Origin of the sequence: Nocardiopsis salina YIM 90010, assembly GCF_000341025.1 — a bacterium.
Taxonomy (GTDB): Bacteria; Actinomycetota; Actinomycetes; order Streptosporangiales; family Streptosporangiaceae; genus Nocardiopsis; species Nocardiopsis salina.
The window spans coordinates 26,848-42,418 of sequence record NZ_ANBF01000072.1; the positions used below are offsets into that span (position 1 = coordinate 26,848).

Here is a 15,571-nt window from a genome sequence, read left to right on the forward strand (position 1 = left end):
GGCTCTCCTGGCTCTTGCCGGGGTGGGGCGGGATCGACGGGGCAGGGGCGGTGCCGATCACAGCAGGCCGAGGCGGACGGCGTCCAAGACCGGTTCCCGATAACATTGATAGGCCGGACTTATGAGGAGGTCCGCGGCATCGGCGACACAAGGGGAGCGACCGGGTGGACGTGCGGCAACTGGAGTACTTCCTCGCCGTCGTCGACCACGGCGGTGTGGGCCGTGCGGCCGCAGCCCTGCACCTGTCCCAGCCCTCTCTGTCGCAGTCTCTGCGCACCCTCGAACGCGACCTGCGCAGTGACCTGTTCCACCGCATCGGACGCCGTGTGGTGCTCACAGAGGCCGGGCACGCACTCGTCGCGCCCGCGCGTGAGGCCGTGCGGGGCCTCGACCTGGCACGCTCTGCCGTGGAATCGGTCCAGGGGCTGCACACCGGGCGCGTGGACGTGGCGACCCTGGGCACGCAGGCCATCGAACCCCTGACCGGGATCATCGCGGGTTTCACCGAACACCATCCGGGGGTCTCGGTCTCTGTCCGGGGCGCGCTCACCGACCGGGACGTGGTGCAGATGGTGCGCACCGGCGACTGCGAACTCGGGGTGGTGGCCACCGACGGTCCGGCCGACGGGACCGAGGTGCGGGTGCATCCGCTCACCCGGCAGGCGTTCGTGCTGCTCGTCCCCGCCGAAGGGCCCTTCCCGCACGGCAGACCGGTGTCCGTCGACGATCTGGCGGGGCACCGGCTCATCGTCGGACACCGGGGATCGGGGATGCGCCGCTTCGTCGACCGGCTGCTCGACGAGGGGCTGGACGCCCGCATCGCGGTCGAGACCGAGCACAGGGTCTCGCTGCTGCCGCTGGTGCTGGACGGGGCCGGGTACGCGGTGGTCACCGACGCCTGGCGCGGGCTCGCCGAACGTTCCGGGGCGCTGGCCCTGGACCTGGAACCCACCGACCACCTGCACGTGTCGCTGGTCAGCCGCAAGGGGCCGCTCACCGCCGCCGCCCGCGCCTTCGTCCAGCACGCCACGGGCGCACCGGCCTGACGGGGCGGCGGACGGGGACAGCTCAGGCGACCATGTCCATCTCGGCGACGACCTTGGTCGGGCGCACCCGCACCACCATCTCGCCGGGGACCCCGTTGCGGCGGCCGAACTCCTCGGCGCGGTCGCGCCCCATGTACCGGGCGGCGATCTCGGTGGCGGTGCGCAGGAGTTCGGCCGGGTCCTCCGACAGCTGAGCCTCGCCCTGGACCTGCACGAACCCGAACGGGGGCTCCTCCAGGTCCACGGACAGCGCGAGTCGCGGGTCGCGCGCGAAGGAGCGGCCCTTCGCGCTCTGGACGCCCGTGTTGAACACCAGGTCGGAACCGTCGAGCACGAACCAGACCGGCGCCACCAGGGGACGGCCGTCGCCGGCGGTGTAGGCGACGTGGGCGGTGCGTGTGCTGTGCTGGAGGAAGTCCCGGACGCGCGGGTCGTCGAGTGAGCTCATGGCCCCATGCTGGCGGGCTCCCGGGACCGCGCCCGTACCGACGCGCCGCGTTAGGCTGGCGGGCGACCAGAGGTGCGAGAAGGGTGGGGCCTGTGCGCGTGGTGGGGATCGACCCCGGACTGACCCGGTGCGGTGTCGGGGCCGTCGAGGGGGCCATCGGCCGCCCGCTCTCGCTGCTCGGTGCCGACGCGGTGCGCACCGGTGCCGACCAGGAACTTCCCGACCGCCTCGTGGCGATCGAACGCGGGATCGACGCCTGGCTCGACGAACACCGCCCCGACGCCGTTGCGGTCGAGCGGGTCTTCGCCCAGCACAACCTGAGCACTGTCATGGGCACGGCGCAGGCCAGCGGGGTCGCTCTGGTGTGCGCTGCCCGCCGCGGACTGCCCGTGGCGCTGCACACACCGAGCGAGGCCAAGGCCGCGATCACCGGCAGCGGCCGCGCCGACAAGAAGCAGATGGGCACCATGGTGGCGCGCATCCTGCGCCTCGATGCCCCGCCCAGACCCGCGGACGCCGCCGACGCGGTTGCACTGGCCATCTGCCACATCTGGCGGGGTGGGGCCAAGGCCCGGGTCGCCCAGGCCCAGCAGGACTTCGCACGCAAGGTCGAGCTGGCCCGCCGGGCGCGGCGTTCCTGAACCGCCCGGGAACGGCACACGTGCGCACGTGTCCGATCTCCGCGTCCCGGTTTCTCCGTTCGAGGTTCGTTACGGTGGAGCAGGGCGAGCGTTCGCCGGGGAAAACCCGGACCCGGACCCCGGTCGCGTCCGAGCGATCGCGGTGCCGCCTTCTGCGAGCCGCACCGGACCACGGGCGGTTAGCATGGTGCGAACGGACGTTCGAGGCAGCGCGGCGCAGCCCGACCCCCGACCCCGGGAAGGCGCCCCGCGCCCGGCAGGCTCTCGCCGGGGAGGGCCCTTCCCCGAAGGCCGTGCTCCCAGGAAGACTGTGCTCTCAGGAAGGAGGCGGGCGCCCCCGCAGTGCCCCGCACCAGATGATCGCGTTCCTCACCGGCCGGGTGGCCGCACGCGGCGCGGGCAGCGCCGTCATCGACGTCGGCGGCGTCGGCATGTCCGTCCAGTGCACGCCCGCGGCCCTGTCCGGCCTCCGCGTGGGCGAGGAGGGCAGCGTCTCCACCAGCCTCGTGGTCCGAGAGGACTCCATGACGCTGTTCGGGTTCGCCGACGACGACGAACGCCACATGTTCGAGCAGCTCCAGACCGCCTCGGGTGTCGGCCCCCGCCTGGCCATGTCCATGCTCGCCGCGCACAGCCCCGACGGCCTGCGCCAGGCCGTGGCCACCGAGGACACCGCCGCCCTCACTCGCGTCCCCGGTATCGGCAAGAAGGGCGCCCAGCGCATCGTGCTCGAACTCGCGGGCAAACTGGAAGCGCCCGTCCTCACCGACGGGACCCTGCCCGAGACCGAACCGGCCGGGGCCTCCACCCCCGAGGGCGCCTGGCGCGGGCAGGTCGTCACCGGCCTGGTCAACCTGGGATGGTCCTCCAAGGACGCCGAACAGGCCGCCACCGCCGTGTCGGCGGAGGCCGAGGAGACCACCGACGTGACCGTCCTGCTGCGCAGCGCCCTGCGCAAGCTCAGTCGCGCCTGAGCCCGCGGTCCCCGGAACCAGGAGGAAGCACGCCATGTACGAGCCCGACCCGGGTGCCAACGAGCGCGAGGCGGTCTCGCCCGAGGCCGGTTCGGAGGAGCAGCAGGCCGAACGCGCACTGCGCCCCCGCACGCTCGACGATTTCGTCGGCCAGGAACGGGTGCGCGAACAGCTCTCCCTGGTCCTGCACAGTGCCCAGCGCCGTGGCAGCGCCCCCGACCACGTGCTCATGTCGGGCCCGCCCGGGCTCGGCAAGACCACCCTGGCCATGATCATCGCCGGAGAACTGAACGCTCCGCTGCGCATCACCTCCGGCCCGGCCATCGAACGCTCCGGCGACCTGGCCGCGGTGCTCTCCACTCTCCAGGAGGGCGAGGTGCTGTTCCTGGACGAGATCCACCGCATGGCCCGCCCTGCCGAGGAGATGTTGTACGTGGCCATGGAGGACTTCCGTGTCGACGTCATGGTCGGCAAGGGCCCGGGCGCCACCGCGATCCCGCTCGACATCGCCCCGTTCACCCTGGTCGGTGCCACCACCCGGGCCGGTCTGTTGCCGGCTCCGTTGCGTGACCGCTTCGGGTTCACCGCGCAGATGGACTTCTACGACCCCGAGGAGCTCGAGCGCATCCTGCACCGTTCTGCCGGACTGCTCGACGCGCCCATGGCCGCCGAGGCCGGGGCCGAGATCGCCCGGCGTTCGCGCGGTACCCCCCGTATCGCCAACCGCCTCCTGCGGCGCGTACGCGACTACGCCGAGGTCCGCGGCGACGGAAACCTCACCCTCGACACCGCCCGAGCGGCCCTGGACCTGTACGAGGTCGACGCCTCCGGGCTCGACCGCCTGGACCGCGCGATCCTCGACTCCCTCATGACCAAGTTCCGCGGCGGTCCGGTGGGGCTGTCCACCCTCGCCGTCGCGGTGGGGGAGGAGTCCGAGACCGTGGAGGCCGTGGCCGAGCCGTTCCTGGTCAGGTCGGGTTTTGTGGCCCGCACTCCGAGGGGCCGGGTGGCCACGCCCCTGGCCTGGAACCACATGGGGCTGACCCCGCCGCCCGACGCCGCATTCGGTGCCGGGGCGGCGGCCGACACCGGGACCGGTGCCCCGGTCACCCCCTGAGCCCCGGGCCCCGGTCACCCTCCGAACGGGCCTGTCCACCGTCCGGCCGCAGGTACTGACAGATGCCACCGATCCGGGCACAATGAGACGGACGCGGGTGTGTCGGTACCGAATCGTTGACCGTTCGGCCCACCGCCGCAGAGCGGCCGGTCTCGTCCGCGACCTAAGCTGGGGCGAACGCGAACAGCGGGGAAACGTCCTCGCCTTCGGTGCTCTTCGACACCCGTTGGAACGCCGACGCGTCCTCGCGCGTTGTAGATGCTGGGCGAAGTGCCGGGGCCCGTCCCGACCCGCCCGGTGGACCATGGTCGACACGGTGTCCAACCCACCGTCGGCCAAGAGCAGACTTCAGGAAGGACGCCCCGTGCAGGAGGGCATGTACACTCTCGCCGACGCCGCCCCCGAAGGCGGCAGCCTGATGAGCACCTTCATCATGTTCGGCCTCATCCTTCTGGTCTTCTGGCTGCTGTTCTGGCGCCCGAACCAGAAGCGCCGGCAGGAGGAGCAGCAGATGCAGAGCTCCCTCGGCCCCGGCACCGAGGTCATGACCAAGGCCGGTATCTTCGGCACCGTCGTGGAGGTCCACGACGAGGACATTCTTCTGGAGATCGCACCCGGCACCCGTATCCGGATGCTCAAGGCCGGCATCGCCCAGATCAACAGCCCTCAGGTGGACGACACCCCGGTCGAGGACCGTCCCGACTTCGGCGACGACGACAAGCCCAAGGGCTAGAGGCCCCGGCGGACTCGGTCCGCCGCCGGTCGGCAGCCCCGACGGGCTCCCGCGTCGGCGCCGGGCCGACGTGTGTCCGATCGCCTTTCCGGGACCCGTCTCACACGTACCCGACCCCTGTGGCCCGGCGGCTGCAGGGGGCGTCCACGTCTCACGGCACCGGCCCCGCCGACCCGGGGCCGGTGCCGCCATGTTCTCCAGCAGAAGGCACCACCGTCCATGTCGCACGAGACCACCACCGGCGCCGAGCGCTCGGCCGTGACCGAGCAGCTCCTCGCCCGTATCCGGGACATCCCGGACTACCCCGGGCCCGGGATCCTGTTCAAGGACATCACCCCGCTCCTCAACGACGCCTCCGCCCTGCGCTCGGGCGTCGAGGCACTGGCCGACCCCTACCGGGGGCAGGGTGTCGACCACGTCGTGGGGCTCGAGGCACGCGGGTTCATCCTCGGGGCGCCGGTCGCCCTCGAACTCGGAGCGGGCTTCGTGCCGGCACGCAAAGCCGGGAAACTGCCTGCGGCGACCATCGAGCAGTCCTATGATCTGGAGTACGGCACCGCGGCCGTGGAGATCCACTCCGACGCCATCGTCCCGGGCAGCCGTGTGCTCATCGTCGACGACGTCCTCGCCACCGGCGGGACCGGCAGGGCCGCGGTGGACCTGGTGCACAGGGCGGGTGGTACGGTCGTGGGATTCTCCGTCCTGATGGAGCTCGGAGCGCTCCGCGGGCGCGAGAAGATGCCCGACGTGGAGCCGCACGTTCTCCTCTCGGTCTGACCCCGGCGCGCGTCGGCGATCGGCAACTGCCCGGGAATGCACCGGGGCCCGTCATCGTTGACCTGTGCCGGCCCCGACGTCACCAACTGTGTGACTGGCCTCACTCGATGTGGTGGCACCGGCATCACGGGGCCGGCATCGGACCCGTTCGGGTGACCTCCCGCGGCGACGGCCGAGGTCCTTAGACTGGGTGGGGAGACACCGTTGCGGTCACGTCAGCGACTGACCCTGATGACACGCACGTGCACCGGGGGAGCCGGCGGGACACCTCTCCGCGCTCCGACCGGGCGGAACCGCGGGAGGTAGGCATGCCGAGCGAAGTGGTCTCGACCGGGGCGGTATCCGCGAGCGAGCAGCAGGGCGACCAGGCAACACCCGGCCACCAGGACCGCCCCGAACGGTCCCATGCGCCGACCACAGACCAACAGCAGAGCCCGGAGGGCGCCGCGAACGATGCGGCGCCCTCCGGTGCATCCGGTACGGAGCGCGGGGCGACCCGGCAGGCTCCGCCGGCCACGACGCCCTCGACCGTGCGGGTCCGCAGGAAACTCGCACGGCTCGGCGCCCAGCGGGGAGTGACGATGAACCCGGTGCTCGAACCACTGATCAAGACCGTGCGTGCGACCCACCCCAAGGTGGACGTACGGCTGATCGAGCGCGCCTACGAGGTCGCCGCGTATTACCATCGCCACCAGCAGCGCAAGAGCGGCGACCCCTACATCACCCACCCGCTCGCCGTCGCCACCATCCTCGCCGAGCTCGGCATGCAGGAGGCCACCCTGGCCGCCGCCCTGCTGCACGACACCGTCGAGGACACCGAGTACTCCCTCGACGAACTGCGGTCCGACTTCGGGGACGAGATCGCTGAGCTCGTGGACGGCGTCACCAAGCTCGACAAGGTCAAGTACGGCGAGGCCACTCAGGCCGAGACGGTGCGCAAGATGGTCGTGGCGATGGCCCGCGACATCCGTGTGCTGGTCATCAAACTGTGCGACCGCCTGCACAACATGCGCACCCTGCGCTACCTGCCGAAGAAGGCCAAACGCGAGAAGAAGGCCCGCGAGACCCTCGAGATCTTCGCCCCGCTGGCCCACCGGCTGGGCATGAACACCATCAAGTGGGAACTGGAGGACCTGGCCTTCGCCACCCTCTATCCCAAGCGCTTCGACGAGATCGCGCGCCTGGTCTCCGAACGCGCCCCCCGCCGCGACGTGTACCTGCAGGAGGTCATCGAGGCGGTCTCGGCGGACCTGCGGGAGTCCAAGCTCAAGGCCACCGTCCGCGGACGCCCCAAGCACTACTACTCGATCTACCAGAAGATGATCGCCCGCAACGTGGGCTTCGACGACATCTACGACCTCATCGCCGTGCGGGTCCTGGTGGACAGCGTCCGCGACTGCTACGCGGCCCTGGGGACCATCCACGCCAGGTGGAACCCCGTGCCCGGACGGTTCAAGGACTACATCGCGATGCCGAAGTTCAACATGTACCAGTCGTTGCACACGACGGTCATCGGTCCTTCGGGCAACCCGGTCGAGCTGCAGATCCGTACCCGCGCCATGCACCGCCGCGCCGAGTACGGCATCGCCGCGCACTGGAAGTACAAGGAGGACCGCGGCTCCGGCGGTGAGCCCAAGGCCAAGGGCACTACCGACATGCAGTGGCTGCGCCAACTCATCGACTGGCAGCAGGAGACCAAGGACCCCGGTGAGTTCTTGGAGTCCCTGCGCTTCGACCTGTCGGTGCAGGAGGTCTTCGTCTTCACCCCGCAGGGCGACGTCATCTCCCTGCCCCAGGGCGCCACCGCGGTCGACTTCGCCTACGCCGTGCACACCGAGGTCGGCCACCGCACCGTCGGCGCGCGGATCAACGGTCGACTCGTCCCGCTGGAGAACGAACTCCACAACGGCGAGACCGTCGAGATCCTCACCTCCAAGGACCCCAGCTCCGGGCCCAGCCGTGACTGGCTCAACTTCGTCAAGAGTGCCCGCGCCCGCAACAAGATCCGGCACTGGTTCACCAAGGAACGCCGCGAGGCCGCGATCGAGCAGGGCAAGGAGGAGATCGCCAAGGTCATGCGCAAGCAGGAGCTCCCCGTCAAGCGCATGTTCAGTGGGGAGGCGATCATCGCCCTCGCCAGCGACCTGCGTTACCAGGACGTGGACTCCCTCTACGCGGCCGTCGGCGAGCGGCAGGTCAGCGCGCAGAGCGTGGTCTCCAAGCTCGTCGACGCCATGGGCGGCTTGGACAGCCACGAGGAGGACATTGCCGAACAGGCCCTGCCCTCTCGGGCCGCGCGCGTGCCGCAGAGCCGCACCGGCAACCCGGGCGTGGTGGTTCAGGGCGACGCCGACGTGTGGGCGCGCCTGTCCAAGTGCTGTACGCCCGTGCCCGGAGACGACATCGTCGGTTTCGTGACCCGCGGCAGTGGCGTCTCGGTGCACCGCACCGACTGTGCCAACGCCAAGACCCTCGAGGACGACCGCAAGGTCGAGGTGGCGTGGTCGCCCACCGAGGACTCCATGTTCCTGGTGGCGCTGCACGTGGAGGCCCTGGACCGCTCCCGCCTGCTGTCCGACATCACCCGGGTGCTCTCGGACCAGCACGTGAACATCCTGTCGGCGACCGTGCAGACCAGCCGCGACCGGGTCGCCCAGAGCCGCTTCACCTTCGAGATGGCCGACCCCGCACACCTGGGCAGTGTCCTGCGTTCGGTGCGCGGGGTCGACGGCGTCTACGACGTCTACCGCGTGCGCAACTAGAAGAGGGGCCCGTCCGCGGCCGCACGGCCGCGGACGGGCGCAGCGCCGGTCAGATGCGGATGCTCGTGGACCGCACGACCCGGAAGACCGGGTGGCGCCCGGCTTCGGCCTCGAAGGCCTCCACCGGGGATTCGGGGGAGGCGTCGAAGTAGGGGGCCACGACCACCGAGCGCGGGTGGTCCAGGTACTCCTTCAGCAGCGGGGCCGCCTGTCGGGGCTCCAGCTCGCGCACACTGACCAGCTCGATCCAGCCGCCCCGACGCAGGGTCGCGAACCCGTCCTTGCGCAGGTTCCGGACCCAGTCGGTCTCACCGTAGGGCGAGACCAGGAAACGGCCCTGCTCGCTGTCCAGCACGCTGAGCGGGACACTGCGCAGGAAACCCGACCTGCGCCCGCGTGTGGTGAGCAGGTGCAGTTCGTCCGGGCTCACGCCGTACTTGACGAAGCCGCTGACGGCCGCGTTGGCGGTGCGCCGCAGCCGTGTCATCTCGAACCGCTTCGTCGGCTCGTTCCCCATGTCGGCAACTCCCTCGGTCGGATGCCTCCCATTGTGGTGGGTGCCGCCGTGCGGCGGCACCCGCGGGGCCCGCCCGCTTCACCGGAAGGCGGAGATCCCCGTCACGGCCTGGCCCAGGCTGAGCGCGTGGATGTCCTCGGTTCCCTCGTAGGTGGCCACCGTCTCAAGGTTCACCATGTGCCGCATCACCGGGTACTCCAGCGTGATGCCGTTCGCTCCGTGCAGGCCGCGCGCGCTGCTCGCCACCCGCTGGGCGGCGGCCACGTTCGCGAACTTGCCGAAGCTCACGTGGTTGTGGTGGGCTCGACCCTCGTCCTTGAGCCTGCCCACCCGGAGCGAGGTCATCGCGGAGTGGTTGACGTCCACGACCATGTCGGCGAGCTTGCGTTGGGTGAGCTGGAACCCGCCCAGCGGCTTGCCGAACTGCTCGCGGGTCATCGAGTACTCCAGGGCCGCCTCGTAGCAGGACCGGGCGGCGCCGGCCGCGCCCCAGACGATGCCGTAGCGGGCCTCGTTCAGGCAGGACAGCGGTGAACCCAGCCCGCGGGATTCCGGCAGCAGGGAGTCGGCGGGCAGGCGCACGTTCTCGAGCACGAGCTCGGAGGTGATCGACGCACGCAGGGACAGCTTCTTGTGGATGACGTTGGCGCTGAAGCCGGGGGTGTCGGTGGGCACGAGGAAGCCGCGCACGCCGTCGTCGGTGTCGGCCCAGACCACCGCCACGTCGGCCACCGACCCGTTGGTGATCCACATCTTGGTGCCGTTGAGGACCCAGTCGGAGCCGTCCTTGCGCGCCCGCGTGCGCATCGAGCCCGGGTCGGAACCGGAGTCCGGCTCGGTCAGGCCGAAGCAGCCGATCGCCTCGCCCGCGGCCATGCGGGGCAGCCAGGTGTTCTTGTGCTCCTCGGACCCGAACTTGTGGATCGCGGCCATGGCCAGGGACCCCTGTACCGACACGAAACTGCGCAGGCCGGAGTCGACGGCCTCCAGCTCGCGGCAGGCCAGGCCGTAGGCGACCGCGCTGGAACCGCCGCACCCGTAGCCCTCCAGGTGCATGCCCAGCACACCGAGGTCGCCGAATGCCTTGGCCAGGCCGCGGGGGTCGGGGATGGTCCCGGCCTCGAACCAGTCGGCCACGTGGGGTGTGAGCTCCTTGCGGGAGAAGTCGCGGACGGCATCGCGCACGTCGCGTTCGGTCTCGTCGAGCCCGCCGTCCACGTCGAGGAAGTCGTGCGGGTCAGGGGCCTGGGGCTTGCGGTTCTGGCTCATGTGCGGTCCCTTCGTGGTGGGTCGGACGATGTGTGGTGGATCGGTGGGCCCGGGCCGGAGGGGCGGTCAGGGCAGGTCGGGCTGTTGCGCGGCGCCGCGCTCGAGCATCGCCTCGACCTGCTCGCCGGTAAGGCCGAGTTCGGTGAGCACGGCGGCGGAGTGCTGGCCCAGCAGCGGGGGCGCGGTCAGTGGGGGAGGCGAACCCTCGAGGCGGAAACCGGCCCGGACCTGCTCCAGCAGCCCCGCCGTAGGGTGCTCGACGGTCCGTAGCACGTCGTCCCCGTTGGCCTGGCCGGTACGCAGGGCGTCCAGCACACCGCGTACACGCCCGACCGGAACACCCGCCTGGACCAGGAACTCCATCCAGTGGTCGGCGGGTCGCCCGCGCAGGGTCGCCGACAGCTCCGACACGAGTTCTTCGCGGTGGGCGACCCGTCCGGGGTTGGTCGAGTAGCGTTCGTCGCCGGCCAGGTCGGGGCGGTCCAGGGCGGTGCAAAGGCGCTGGTACAGCGCGTCGTTGCCGGCGGCGACGACGATCTCGGAGTCCGCGGTAGGGAAGGGCTGGTACGGCACGATCGTGGTATGGGCGTTGCCGACCCTGCGGGGCTCCTCGCCGGTGACCAGGGCCTGCTGAGTGAGGTTGACCAGACCGGACAGCGTGGAGTTGACGAGGGAGGCACTGATGTTCTCCCCCTGCCCTGTGGAGCGGGCCCGCATGAGCGCGCCCAGGATCCCCACGGCCGCGTTGAGCCCGGTCAGCACGTCGGTCAGGGCAACGCCGACCTTGCTCGCCGGCCCCTCGGCCGGTCCGGTGGTGGCCATGAGCCCGCTCTCGGCCTGCACGACGATGTCGAAACCGGGGCGGGTGTTCGGTTCGTGCTCGGGGCCGAACCCGCTCACCGAGCAGTACACGACCGCGGGGTTGGCGCCGGCGACCTTCTCGTAGCCCAACCCCAGGCGTTCGGCCACACCCGGGCGGAAGTTCTGGATGACCACGTCCGAGCGCGAGCACAGTTCCTGGACCGCGGCGAGGCCCTCGGGGTCCTTGAGGTCCACGGCCAGGCTGCGCTTGTTGCGATTGACCGACAGGAAGTATGCGGCCTCGCCGGGAGTGTCCTCGTCCCCGCCGGCATGGGGTGGGCCCCAGGAGCGGGTGTCGTCGCCGCGTCCGGGTTGTTCGACCTTGACGACCTCGGCGCCCATGTCGGCCAGGAGCATCGTCGCGTAGGGGCCGGCCAGCACACGGGACAGGTCGGCGATCCGGACGCCCTGCAGGGGCAGCGGGGCCGGTCCGGCGGCGGGGTCGGGCGTGCTCACCGGATCACCTCCGGGACGGGGAGAGGGTTGCGGGCGCGCATGGGTTCCTTCCTTCGGCGGACAGGGTGATCCCCGAGAAACGGGGCCGGCGGTGCTCAGGCGTTGCCGTCGGGAAGCTGGTGCTCGCTCTTGAGCTGGGAGTAGGTCTCCAGGCAGCGGCGTAGAGCCGTGGTGAGAGCGGCACCCGACTGGCCGGCGTAACGCGTCTGCACGCGGTGGATGAGCTCGGCGATGTCCTCGGTGACGGAGGCGCCCTCGACCAGGGCACGGAAAAAGTCTTTGGCCAGGTCCGTCAGCAGTGTGGTGTCCGCGGCGACGATGCGATCGTCGGCGGAGTCCACGGCGAGGATCACGCCGAGGCGCTGGTACTGGGAATGGCTCGCCACCGAGTCCGGTAGCCGGGCATAACCCGACACCAGGACCACACGGGGGTTGCGGAAGATCTGCTGGACACGGTCGTCGCCGTACAACACGGTCACCTCTCGTTCGCGGGCACACGAAAACTCCGTCGCGCTGGAGTCTCGCGTCTGGAGGAGACGGCCGGGGGAACCGGGCGCCCGCGACGTGAGGGCAGGCAGTGGGATCAGTATGGCGCAGCGGCAGTGGCGCGTGTCAAGCGGGGGTGTGGGTCAGGGCACAACCGCATCGGCCTGTGGCGCCGGTCCCCGGTTGTGTTACAGTCCATCGCAGGTCACGAGTACCAGCGAAAAGCCCCGGCTGGCTGGTCGGCAACCCTCCTTCCGCGGTGGGGTGCCCCGGGTGATGACCAGGTCCCGGCACAACCGTGTCGGACAAGCGCGGACCCCTGGAGCCCGGTCGCTCCGGCGCCCGGTGGGTCCCCCGGCCCACGAGCGAGGTGCCCCATGGCTGCTGTCCGTTCCTTCCCTGTCGCGTCGATCGCCGACCGCCGCGACCCCGAGTTCTCCGTCGTCATCGACGAGTCCGGTGTCCCGTTGGCCAACGGTGAGCGCGTCGAGCACGCCAACTTCGACCACGCCGCGAGCACGCCGTGCCTGAGCACGGTCGCCGATGCGCTGTCGGAGGCGCTGCCCTCCTACGCGAGTGTGCACCGCGGCGCCGGCCACCACTCCCGTGTGACCACGGAGGCCTACGAACGCGCCCGCCGCAGTGTCGGACGGTTCCTGGGCGTGCGCACCGAACCCGAGGACGCGGTGGTGTTCGTACGCGGGACCACCGACGCCCTCAACCTGCTGGCGCGGTCGCTACCGGAGGGCTGCACCGTGATCGTGCCCGAGTCCGAGCACCACGCGAGCCTGCTGCCGTGGGAGCACCCCGCTTCCCGCGCGTCCCGGGTGCAGCGGTTGCCCCTGGCCGGCTCCCCGGAGGAGGCCGTTGAGGCGGTGCGCGCGGCTCTGTCCGAGGTGCCCGAGGGTCCGGTGCTGGTGTGCGTGACCGCGGCCTCCAACGTCACGGGCGAGATCTGGCCGGTGCGCGAGCTGGTGCGCGCGGCCCATGCCGAGGGTGCTCGTGTGGTCGTCGACGCCGCCCAGTACGTGCCTCACCTGCCCTTCTCTCTGGAGGAGACCGGGGCCGACTACGTGGCGCTGTCCGCGCACAAGCTCTACGCCCCCTTCGGCAGCGGGGTGCTGGCCGGGCGCGCCGACTGGCTGGCCGAGGCCGCCCCCTACCTGTCCGGCGGCGGTGCCGGCGCCCGCGTTGACACCCACGACGTGGTCTGGAACGACCTGCCCGCCCGCCACGAGGCCGGCAGCCCCAATGTGCTGGGCGCGATCGCCCTGGCTGCGGCGTGCGATACCTTCACCCCGCAGGTGCTGGAGCGCCGGCACGTCAGCGAGACGGTGTTGCTGGAGCGGCTGCGCGCGGGCATCGCCGAGATCGACGGGGTAGAGGAACTGACCCTGTGGGACCCCGAACACCCGCGTGTGGGCATCGTGTCCTTCACGGTGGAGGGGCTCCCGGCCGACCTGGTGGCCGCTGCCCTGGCGGCCGAGCACGGCATCGGGGTGCGCGACGGTCTCTTCTGCGCGCATCCCCTCACCCGTCACCTGCTCCCCGAGGGCCACACGCAGGCGGTGCGTGCCAGCCTCGGGGTCGGGACCACCGGCGAGCACGTGGACCGGCTCGTGGGTGCGCTGGCCGAGCTGGCCGAGCACGGTCCGCGCTGGGAGTACGTGGAGATCGACGGCCGACTCGAGGCCTGGGTCGCCCCGGAGGGCTGAGGCCGTCCCCGTGTCGGCGTCGACGGAGCCGGGTCCGGGGCCGGAGGGGCCCGGGCCCTGTTCCCGAGAATCTGTGCACCGCAGGTCATCAAATAGTACTCAGAAGGTCACATTTCGCCCTTCGGTGTGCTGGGTATCACGCCTGCAACCTGTAGCATCGGGCCCTGATGGCATGGCGCGGTGCCGTCGGGGCCCGACCGGCCCCAGCGGTCTCGCCCCTGCCTCCCGCGAGCGAACCGGCTGGGGGACGAGATGACGCACGCGCGACGACACCAGGCGCCGCCCCCGGGTGTGCTCGGCGGCCAGGGGCCGTCTCCCCGCGTCCCGCCCTCGCGCGGCCACGTCGTGCACCTGGGCGGCCGCCGCCAGAACCCCGTCCCGGAGCGGCCCGCCGTCCCTCACGCCCGCGCCCACCAAGCCTTCCTCGGGCGTGTCATCGACTACCTGAGCGCCGACCGCGGCGTGCGCCAGTTCGTCGACTGGGGCTGTCCTGTCCCCGGTACCGCCGAGCGCATACGCCAGGCCCACCCCCGCAACACCGTCGTGCACATCGCCCCCCACGGGACCATCGGGATGCTCTCCTCCCCGGACACCCCCGTCCTGTCCGGCGGCTCCGAGAGCGCCGACTCCTCCCTGTGCCGACTCACGACCTGCGGGCTCGTCGATCTCGACGGGCCCGTCGCTGTTCTCATGACCCTTCCCTTCACGGCCGAGGCGCCGCCCCCCGCCCTCGACCGGTTGCACACCCTTCTGCGCGGAGGCGGATATCTGGCCCTGGCAACCGAGGTCCAGAAACGGGACGCCGAGGCCGCCTTCGCACCCTTCGTGCCGCTCGAACCGGGCGTGGCCGACCTGCGCTGGTGGCCCTACCCGGACGGGGACGTGGCCATGGAGGGGACCGGAATCCTCGGCGGCCTCGCACGCACACGCAGCAACTGACACACCCCGGGGAAGTAGGGGAATGACCACACCGACACCGACGGCGCTGAACTGGCCCGCCGAGATCCTGGCCCAGGGCGAGTTCTACTGGGACTTCTCGTTGTGGCCCCGTCTGGAGGGCCTCACCGACGCCGAGTTCTACTGGGAACCCGCACCCGGAGCGTGGAACGTACGCCGCCTGCCCGACGGCCGTCACGCGCCCGACAGCGGGGTCCCCGAACCCGAACCGCCGCCGGTAACCACCATCGCCTGGCGGCTGGGGCACATCGTCGTCGACGTGCTCGAGACCCGCATCAACTGGCACTTCGGCGACCGCACCCTGAGCCGGGACACCATCGACTGGCCCGGGACCGCCGACGAGGCCAAGCAGCGCCTGCGGATGGCGTTCCGGACCTGGTTCGACCACATGCACGAGCTCGGCGAGGAGGACTTCGGCGCGCCCGTCGGCGGGGCCGAGGCGGCCCAGTGGGCGGACATGCCGATGGTGGTGCTCGTACTGCACCTGCAGCGGGAGATCATCCATCACGGTGCGGAGGTGGCACTCCTGCGCGACCTCTACGGGGCACACTCCAGGTAGCTCATCGGCTGGGCGCTCCGAGACGTGGTGTTCTGGTGTTGCCTCGGGCCGGGGTTGCTTCGGGGCGGGGTGTTCTGGTGTTGCCTCGGGGGTGATGGTTCGTCGGGGGTCGGGATCGTAGCCCGGCCGGGCCGTTTCGCAACCCGCGTCGGCGCCACCCCCGGACTCGTTCTCTTGGCGGGAGGGTGCGGGTGTGGTGGTGGGTTGGTCCCTGGCGCGTCGGGGTGTGCGTTCCGGCCCTGTTGGCCGGGCT

The 15,571-nt window shown here is 71.2% G+C and carries 15 protein-coding genes and 1 riboswitch; of the genes, 10 read left to right on the forward strand and 5 right to left on the reverse strand.

Going from position 1 to position 15,571, the window contains the following annotated elements:
- Positions 1 to 164: 164 nt before the first annotated feature.
- The gene (locus D474_RS0107145) at positions 165 to 1,046 is read left to right on the forward strand and encodes a LysR family transcriptional regulator (protein WP_017612894.1); all 882 of its coding nucleotides are present in this window, start codon (positions 165 to 167) and stop codon (positions 1,044 to 1,046) included.
- Between the two features lie 22 nt (positions 1,047 to 1,068).
- Here the strand turns inward: D474_RS0107145 and D474_RS0107150 are convergent, their stop codons facing one another.
- Entirely contained in the window at positions 1,069 to 1,494 is a 426-nt protein-coding gene (locus D474_RS0107150) for a PPOX class F420-dependent oxidoreductase (RefSeq protein ID WP_017612895.1), read from the reverse strand.
- Positions 1,495 to 1,586: 92 nt separating this feature from the next.
- Here D474_RS0107150 and ruvC point away from each other — a divergent pair, with 92 nt between their 5' ends.
- From ruvC to D474_RS0107180, 6 genes are all read left to right on the forward strand, one after another.
- The gene (gene ruvC, locus D474_RS0107155; protein WP_017612896.1) at positions 1,587 to 2,135 is read left to right on the forward strand and encodes a crossover junction endodeoxyribonuclease RuvC; all 549 of its coding nucleotides are present in this window, start codon (positions 1,587 to 1,589) and stop codon (positions 2,133 to 2,135) included.
- Between the two features lie 356 nt (positions 2,136 to 2,491).
- Positions 2,492 to 3,109, forward strand: coding sequence for a Holliday junction branch migration protein RuvA (gene ruvA / locus D474_RS0107160; RefSeq protein ID WP_017612897.1), 618 nt, complete (start codon positions 2,492 to 2,494; stop codon positions 3,107 to 3,109).
- Positions 3,110 to 3,143: 34 nt separating this feature from the next.
- Positions 3,144 to 4,226 (forward strand): Holliday junction branch migration DNA helicase RuvB, encoded by a 1,083-nt coding sequence (gene ruvB / locus D474_RS0107165; RefSeq protein ID WP_017612898.1) that lies wholly within the window; start codon positions 3,144 to 3,146, stop codon positions 4,224 to 4,226.
- A 376-nt stretch (positions 4,227 to 4,602) separates the two neighbouring features.
- Positions 4,603 to 4,959: a preprotein translocase subunit YajC gene (gene yajC / locus D474_RS0107170; RefSeq protein ID WP_040703131.1), complete on the forward strand. Its 357-nt coding sequence runs from the start codon at positions 4,603 to 4,605 to the stop codon at positions 4,957 to 4,959.
- Between the two features lie 219 nt (positions 4,960 to 5,178).
- Complete coding sequence (locus tag D474_RS0107175) at positions 5,179 to 5,736, forward strand: adenine phosphoribosyltransferase (RefSeq protein WP_017612900.1); 558 nt, start codon at positions 5,179 to 5,181, stop codon at positions 5,734 to 5,736.
- Between the two features lie 581 nt (positions 5,737 to 6,317).
- The gene (locus tag D474_RS0107180; protein WP_026118251.1) at positions 6,318 to 8,498 is read left to right on the forward strand and encodes a RelA/SpoT family protein; all 2,181 of its coding nucleotides are present in this window, start codon (positions 6,318 to 6,320) and stop codon (positions 8,496 to 8,498) included.
- A 49-nt stretch (positions 8,499 to 8,547) separates the two neighbouring features.
- On the opposite strand, the gene D474_RS0107185 is transcribed toward D474_RS0107180, so the two are convergent.
- The 4 genes from D474_RS0107185 to D474_RS0107200 form a co-directional block, all read right to left on the reverse strand.
- Positions 8,548 to 9,015: a nitroreductase/quinone reductase family protein gene (locus D474_RS0107185; protein WP_017612902.1), complete on the reverse strand. Its 468-nt coding sequence runs from the start codon at positions 9,013 to 9,015 to the stop codon at positions 8,548 to 8,550.
- A gap of 78 nt (positions 9,016 to 9,093) precedes the next feature.
- Positions 9,094 to 10,284, reverse strand: coding sequence for an acyl-CoA dehydrogenase family protein (locus D474_RS0107190; RefSeq protein WP_017612903.1), 1,191 nt, complete (start codon positions 10,282 to 10,284; stop codon positions 9,094 to 9,096).
- A gap of 66 nt (positions 10,285 to 10,350) precedes the next feature.
- The gene (locus D474_RS0107195; protein WP_017612904.1) at positions 10,351 to 11,601 is read right to left on the reverse strand and encodes a CaiB/BaiF CoA transferase family protein; all 1,251 of its coding nucleotides are present in this window, start codon (positions 11,599 to 11,601) and stop codon (positions 10,351 to 10,353) included.
- Between the two features lie 95 nt (positions 11,602 to 11,696).
- Positions 11,697 to 12,071, reverse strand: a complete 375-nt coding sequence (locus tag D474_RS0107200) for a DUF3870 domain-containing protein (protein WP_026118252.1) — start codon at positions 12,069 to 12,071, stop codon at positions 11,697 to 11,699.
- A 219-nt stretch (positions 12,072 to 12,290) separates the two neighbouring features.
- Positions 12,291 to 12,405, forward strand: a riboswitch (SAM riboswitch).
- Between the two features lie 59 nt (positions 12,406 to 12,464).
- Here D474_RS0107200 and D474_RS27905 point away from each other — a divergent pair.
- The 3 genes from D474_RS27905 (at position 12,465) to D474_RS0107215 (ending at position 15,318) form a co-directional block, all read left to right on the forward strand.
- Positions 12,465 to 13,802 (forward strand): aminotransferase class V-fold PLP-dependent enzyme, encoded by a 1,338-nt coding sequence (locus tag D474_RS27905; RefSeq protein WP_017612906.1) that lies wholly within the window; start codon positions 12,465 to 12,467, stop codon positions 13,800 to 13,802.
- 252 nt (positions 13,803 to 14,054) lie between these two features.
- Positions 14,055 to 14,741: an SAM-dependent methyltransferase gene (locus tag D474_RS0107210; protein ID WP_026118253.1), complete on the forward strand. Its 687-nt coding sequence runs from the start codon at positions 14,055 to 14,057 to the stop codon at positions 14,739 to 14,741.
- A 22-nt stretch (positions 14,742 to 14,763) separates the two neighbouring features.
- Positions 14,764 to 15,318 carry a DinB family protein gene (locus D474_RS0107215; RefSeq protein ID WP_017612908.1) on the forward strand — a complete coding sequence of 185 codons (555 nt, stop codon included), beginning with the start codon at positions 14,764 to 14,766 and terminating at the stop codon, positions 15,316 to 15,318.
- Positions 15,319 to 15,571: the final 253 nt, after the last annotated feature.

Bases quoted from the DNA above. Each gene is read 5' to 3' on its own strand.
- D474_RS0107150 (WP_017612895.1), bottom strand. From the start codon at position 1,494: ATGAGCTCACTCGACGACCCGCGCGTCCGGGACTTCCTCCAGCACAGC.
- D474_RS27905 (WP_017612906.1), top strand. From the start codon at position 12,465: ATGGCTGCTGTCCGTTCCTTCCCTGTCGCGTCGATCGCCGACCGCCGC.
- D474_RS0107215 (WP_017612908.1), top strand. From the start codon at position 14,764: ATGACCACACCGACACCGACGGCGCTGAACTGGCCCGCCGAGATCCTG.
- ruvB (WP_017612898.1), top strand. From the start codon at position 3,144: ATGTACGAGCCCGACCCGGGTGCCAACGAGCGCGAGGCGGTCTCGCCC.
- D474_RS0107175 (WP_017612900.1), top strand. From the start codon at position 5,179: ATGTCGCACGAGACCACCACCGGCGCCGAGCGCTCGGCCGTGACCGAG.
- D474_RS0107190 (WP_017612903.1), bottom strand. From the start codon at position 10,284: ATGAGCCAGAACCGCAAGCCCCAGGCCCCTGACCCGCACGACTTCCTC.
- yajC (WP_040703131.1), top strand. From the start codon at position 4,603: ATGTACACTCTCGCCGACGCCGCCCCCGAAGGCGGCAGCCTGATGAGC.
- ruvA (WP_017612897.1), top strand. From the start codon at position 2,492: ATGATCGCGTTCCTCACCGGCCGGGTGGCCGCACGCGGCGCGGGCAGC.
- D474_RS0107185 (WP_017612902.1), bottom strand. From the start codon at position 9,015: ATGGGGAACGAGCCGACGAAGCGGTTCGAGATGACACGGCTGCGGCGC.
- D474_RS0107180 (WP_026118251.1), top strand. From the start codon at position 6,318: ATGAACCCGGTGCTCGAACCACTGATCAAGACCGTGCGTGCGACCCAC.
- D474_RS0107210 (WP_026118253.1), top strand. From the start codon at position 14,055: ATGACGCACGCGCGACGACACCAGGCGCCGCCCCCGGGTGTGCTCGGC.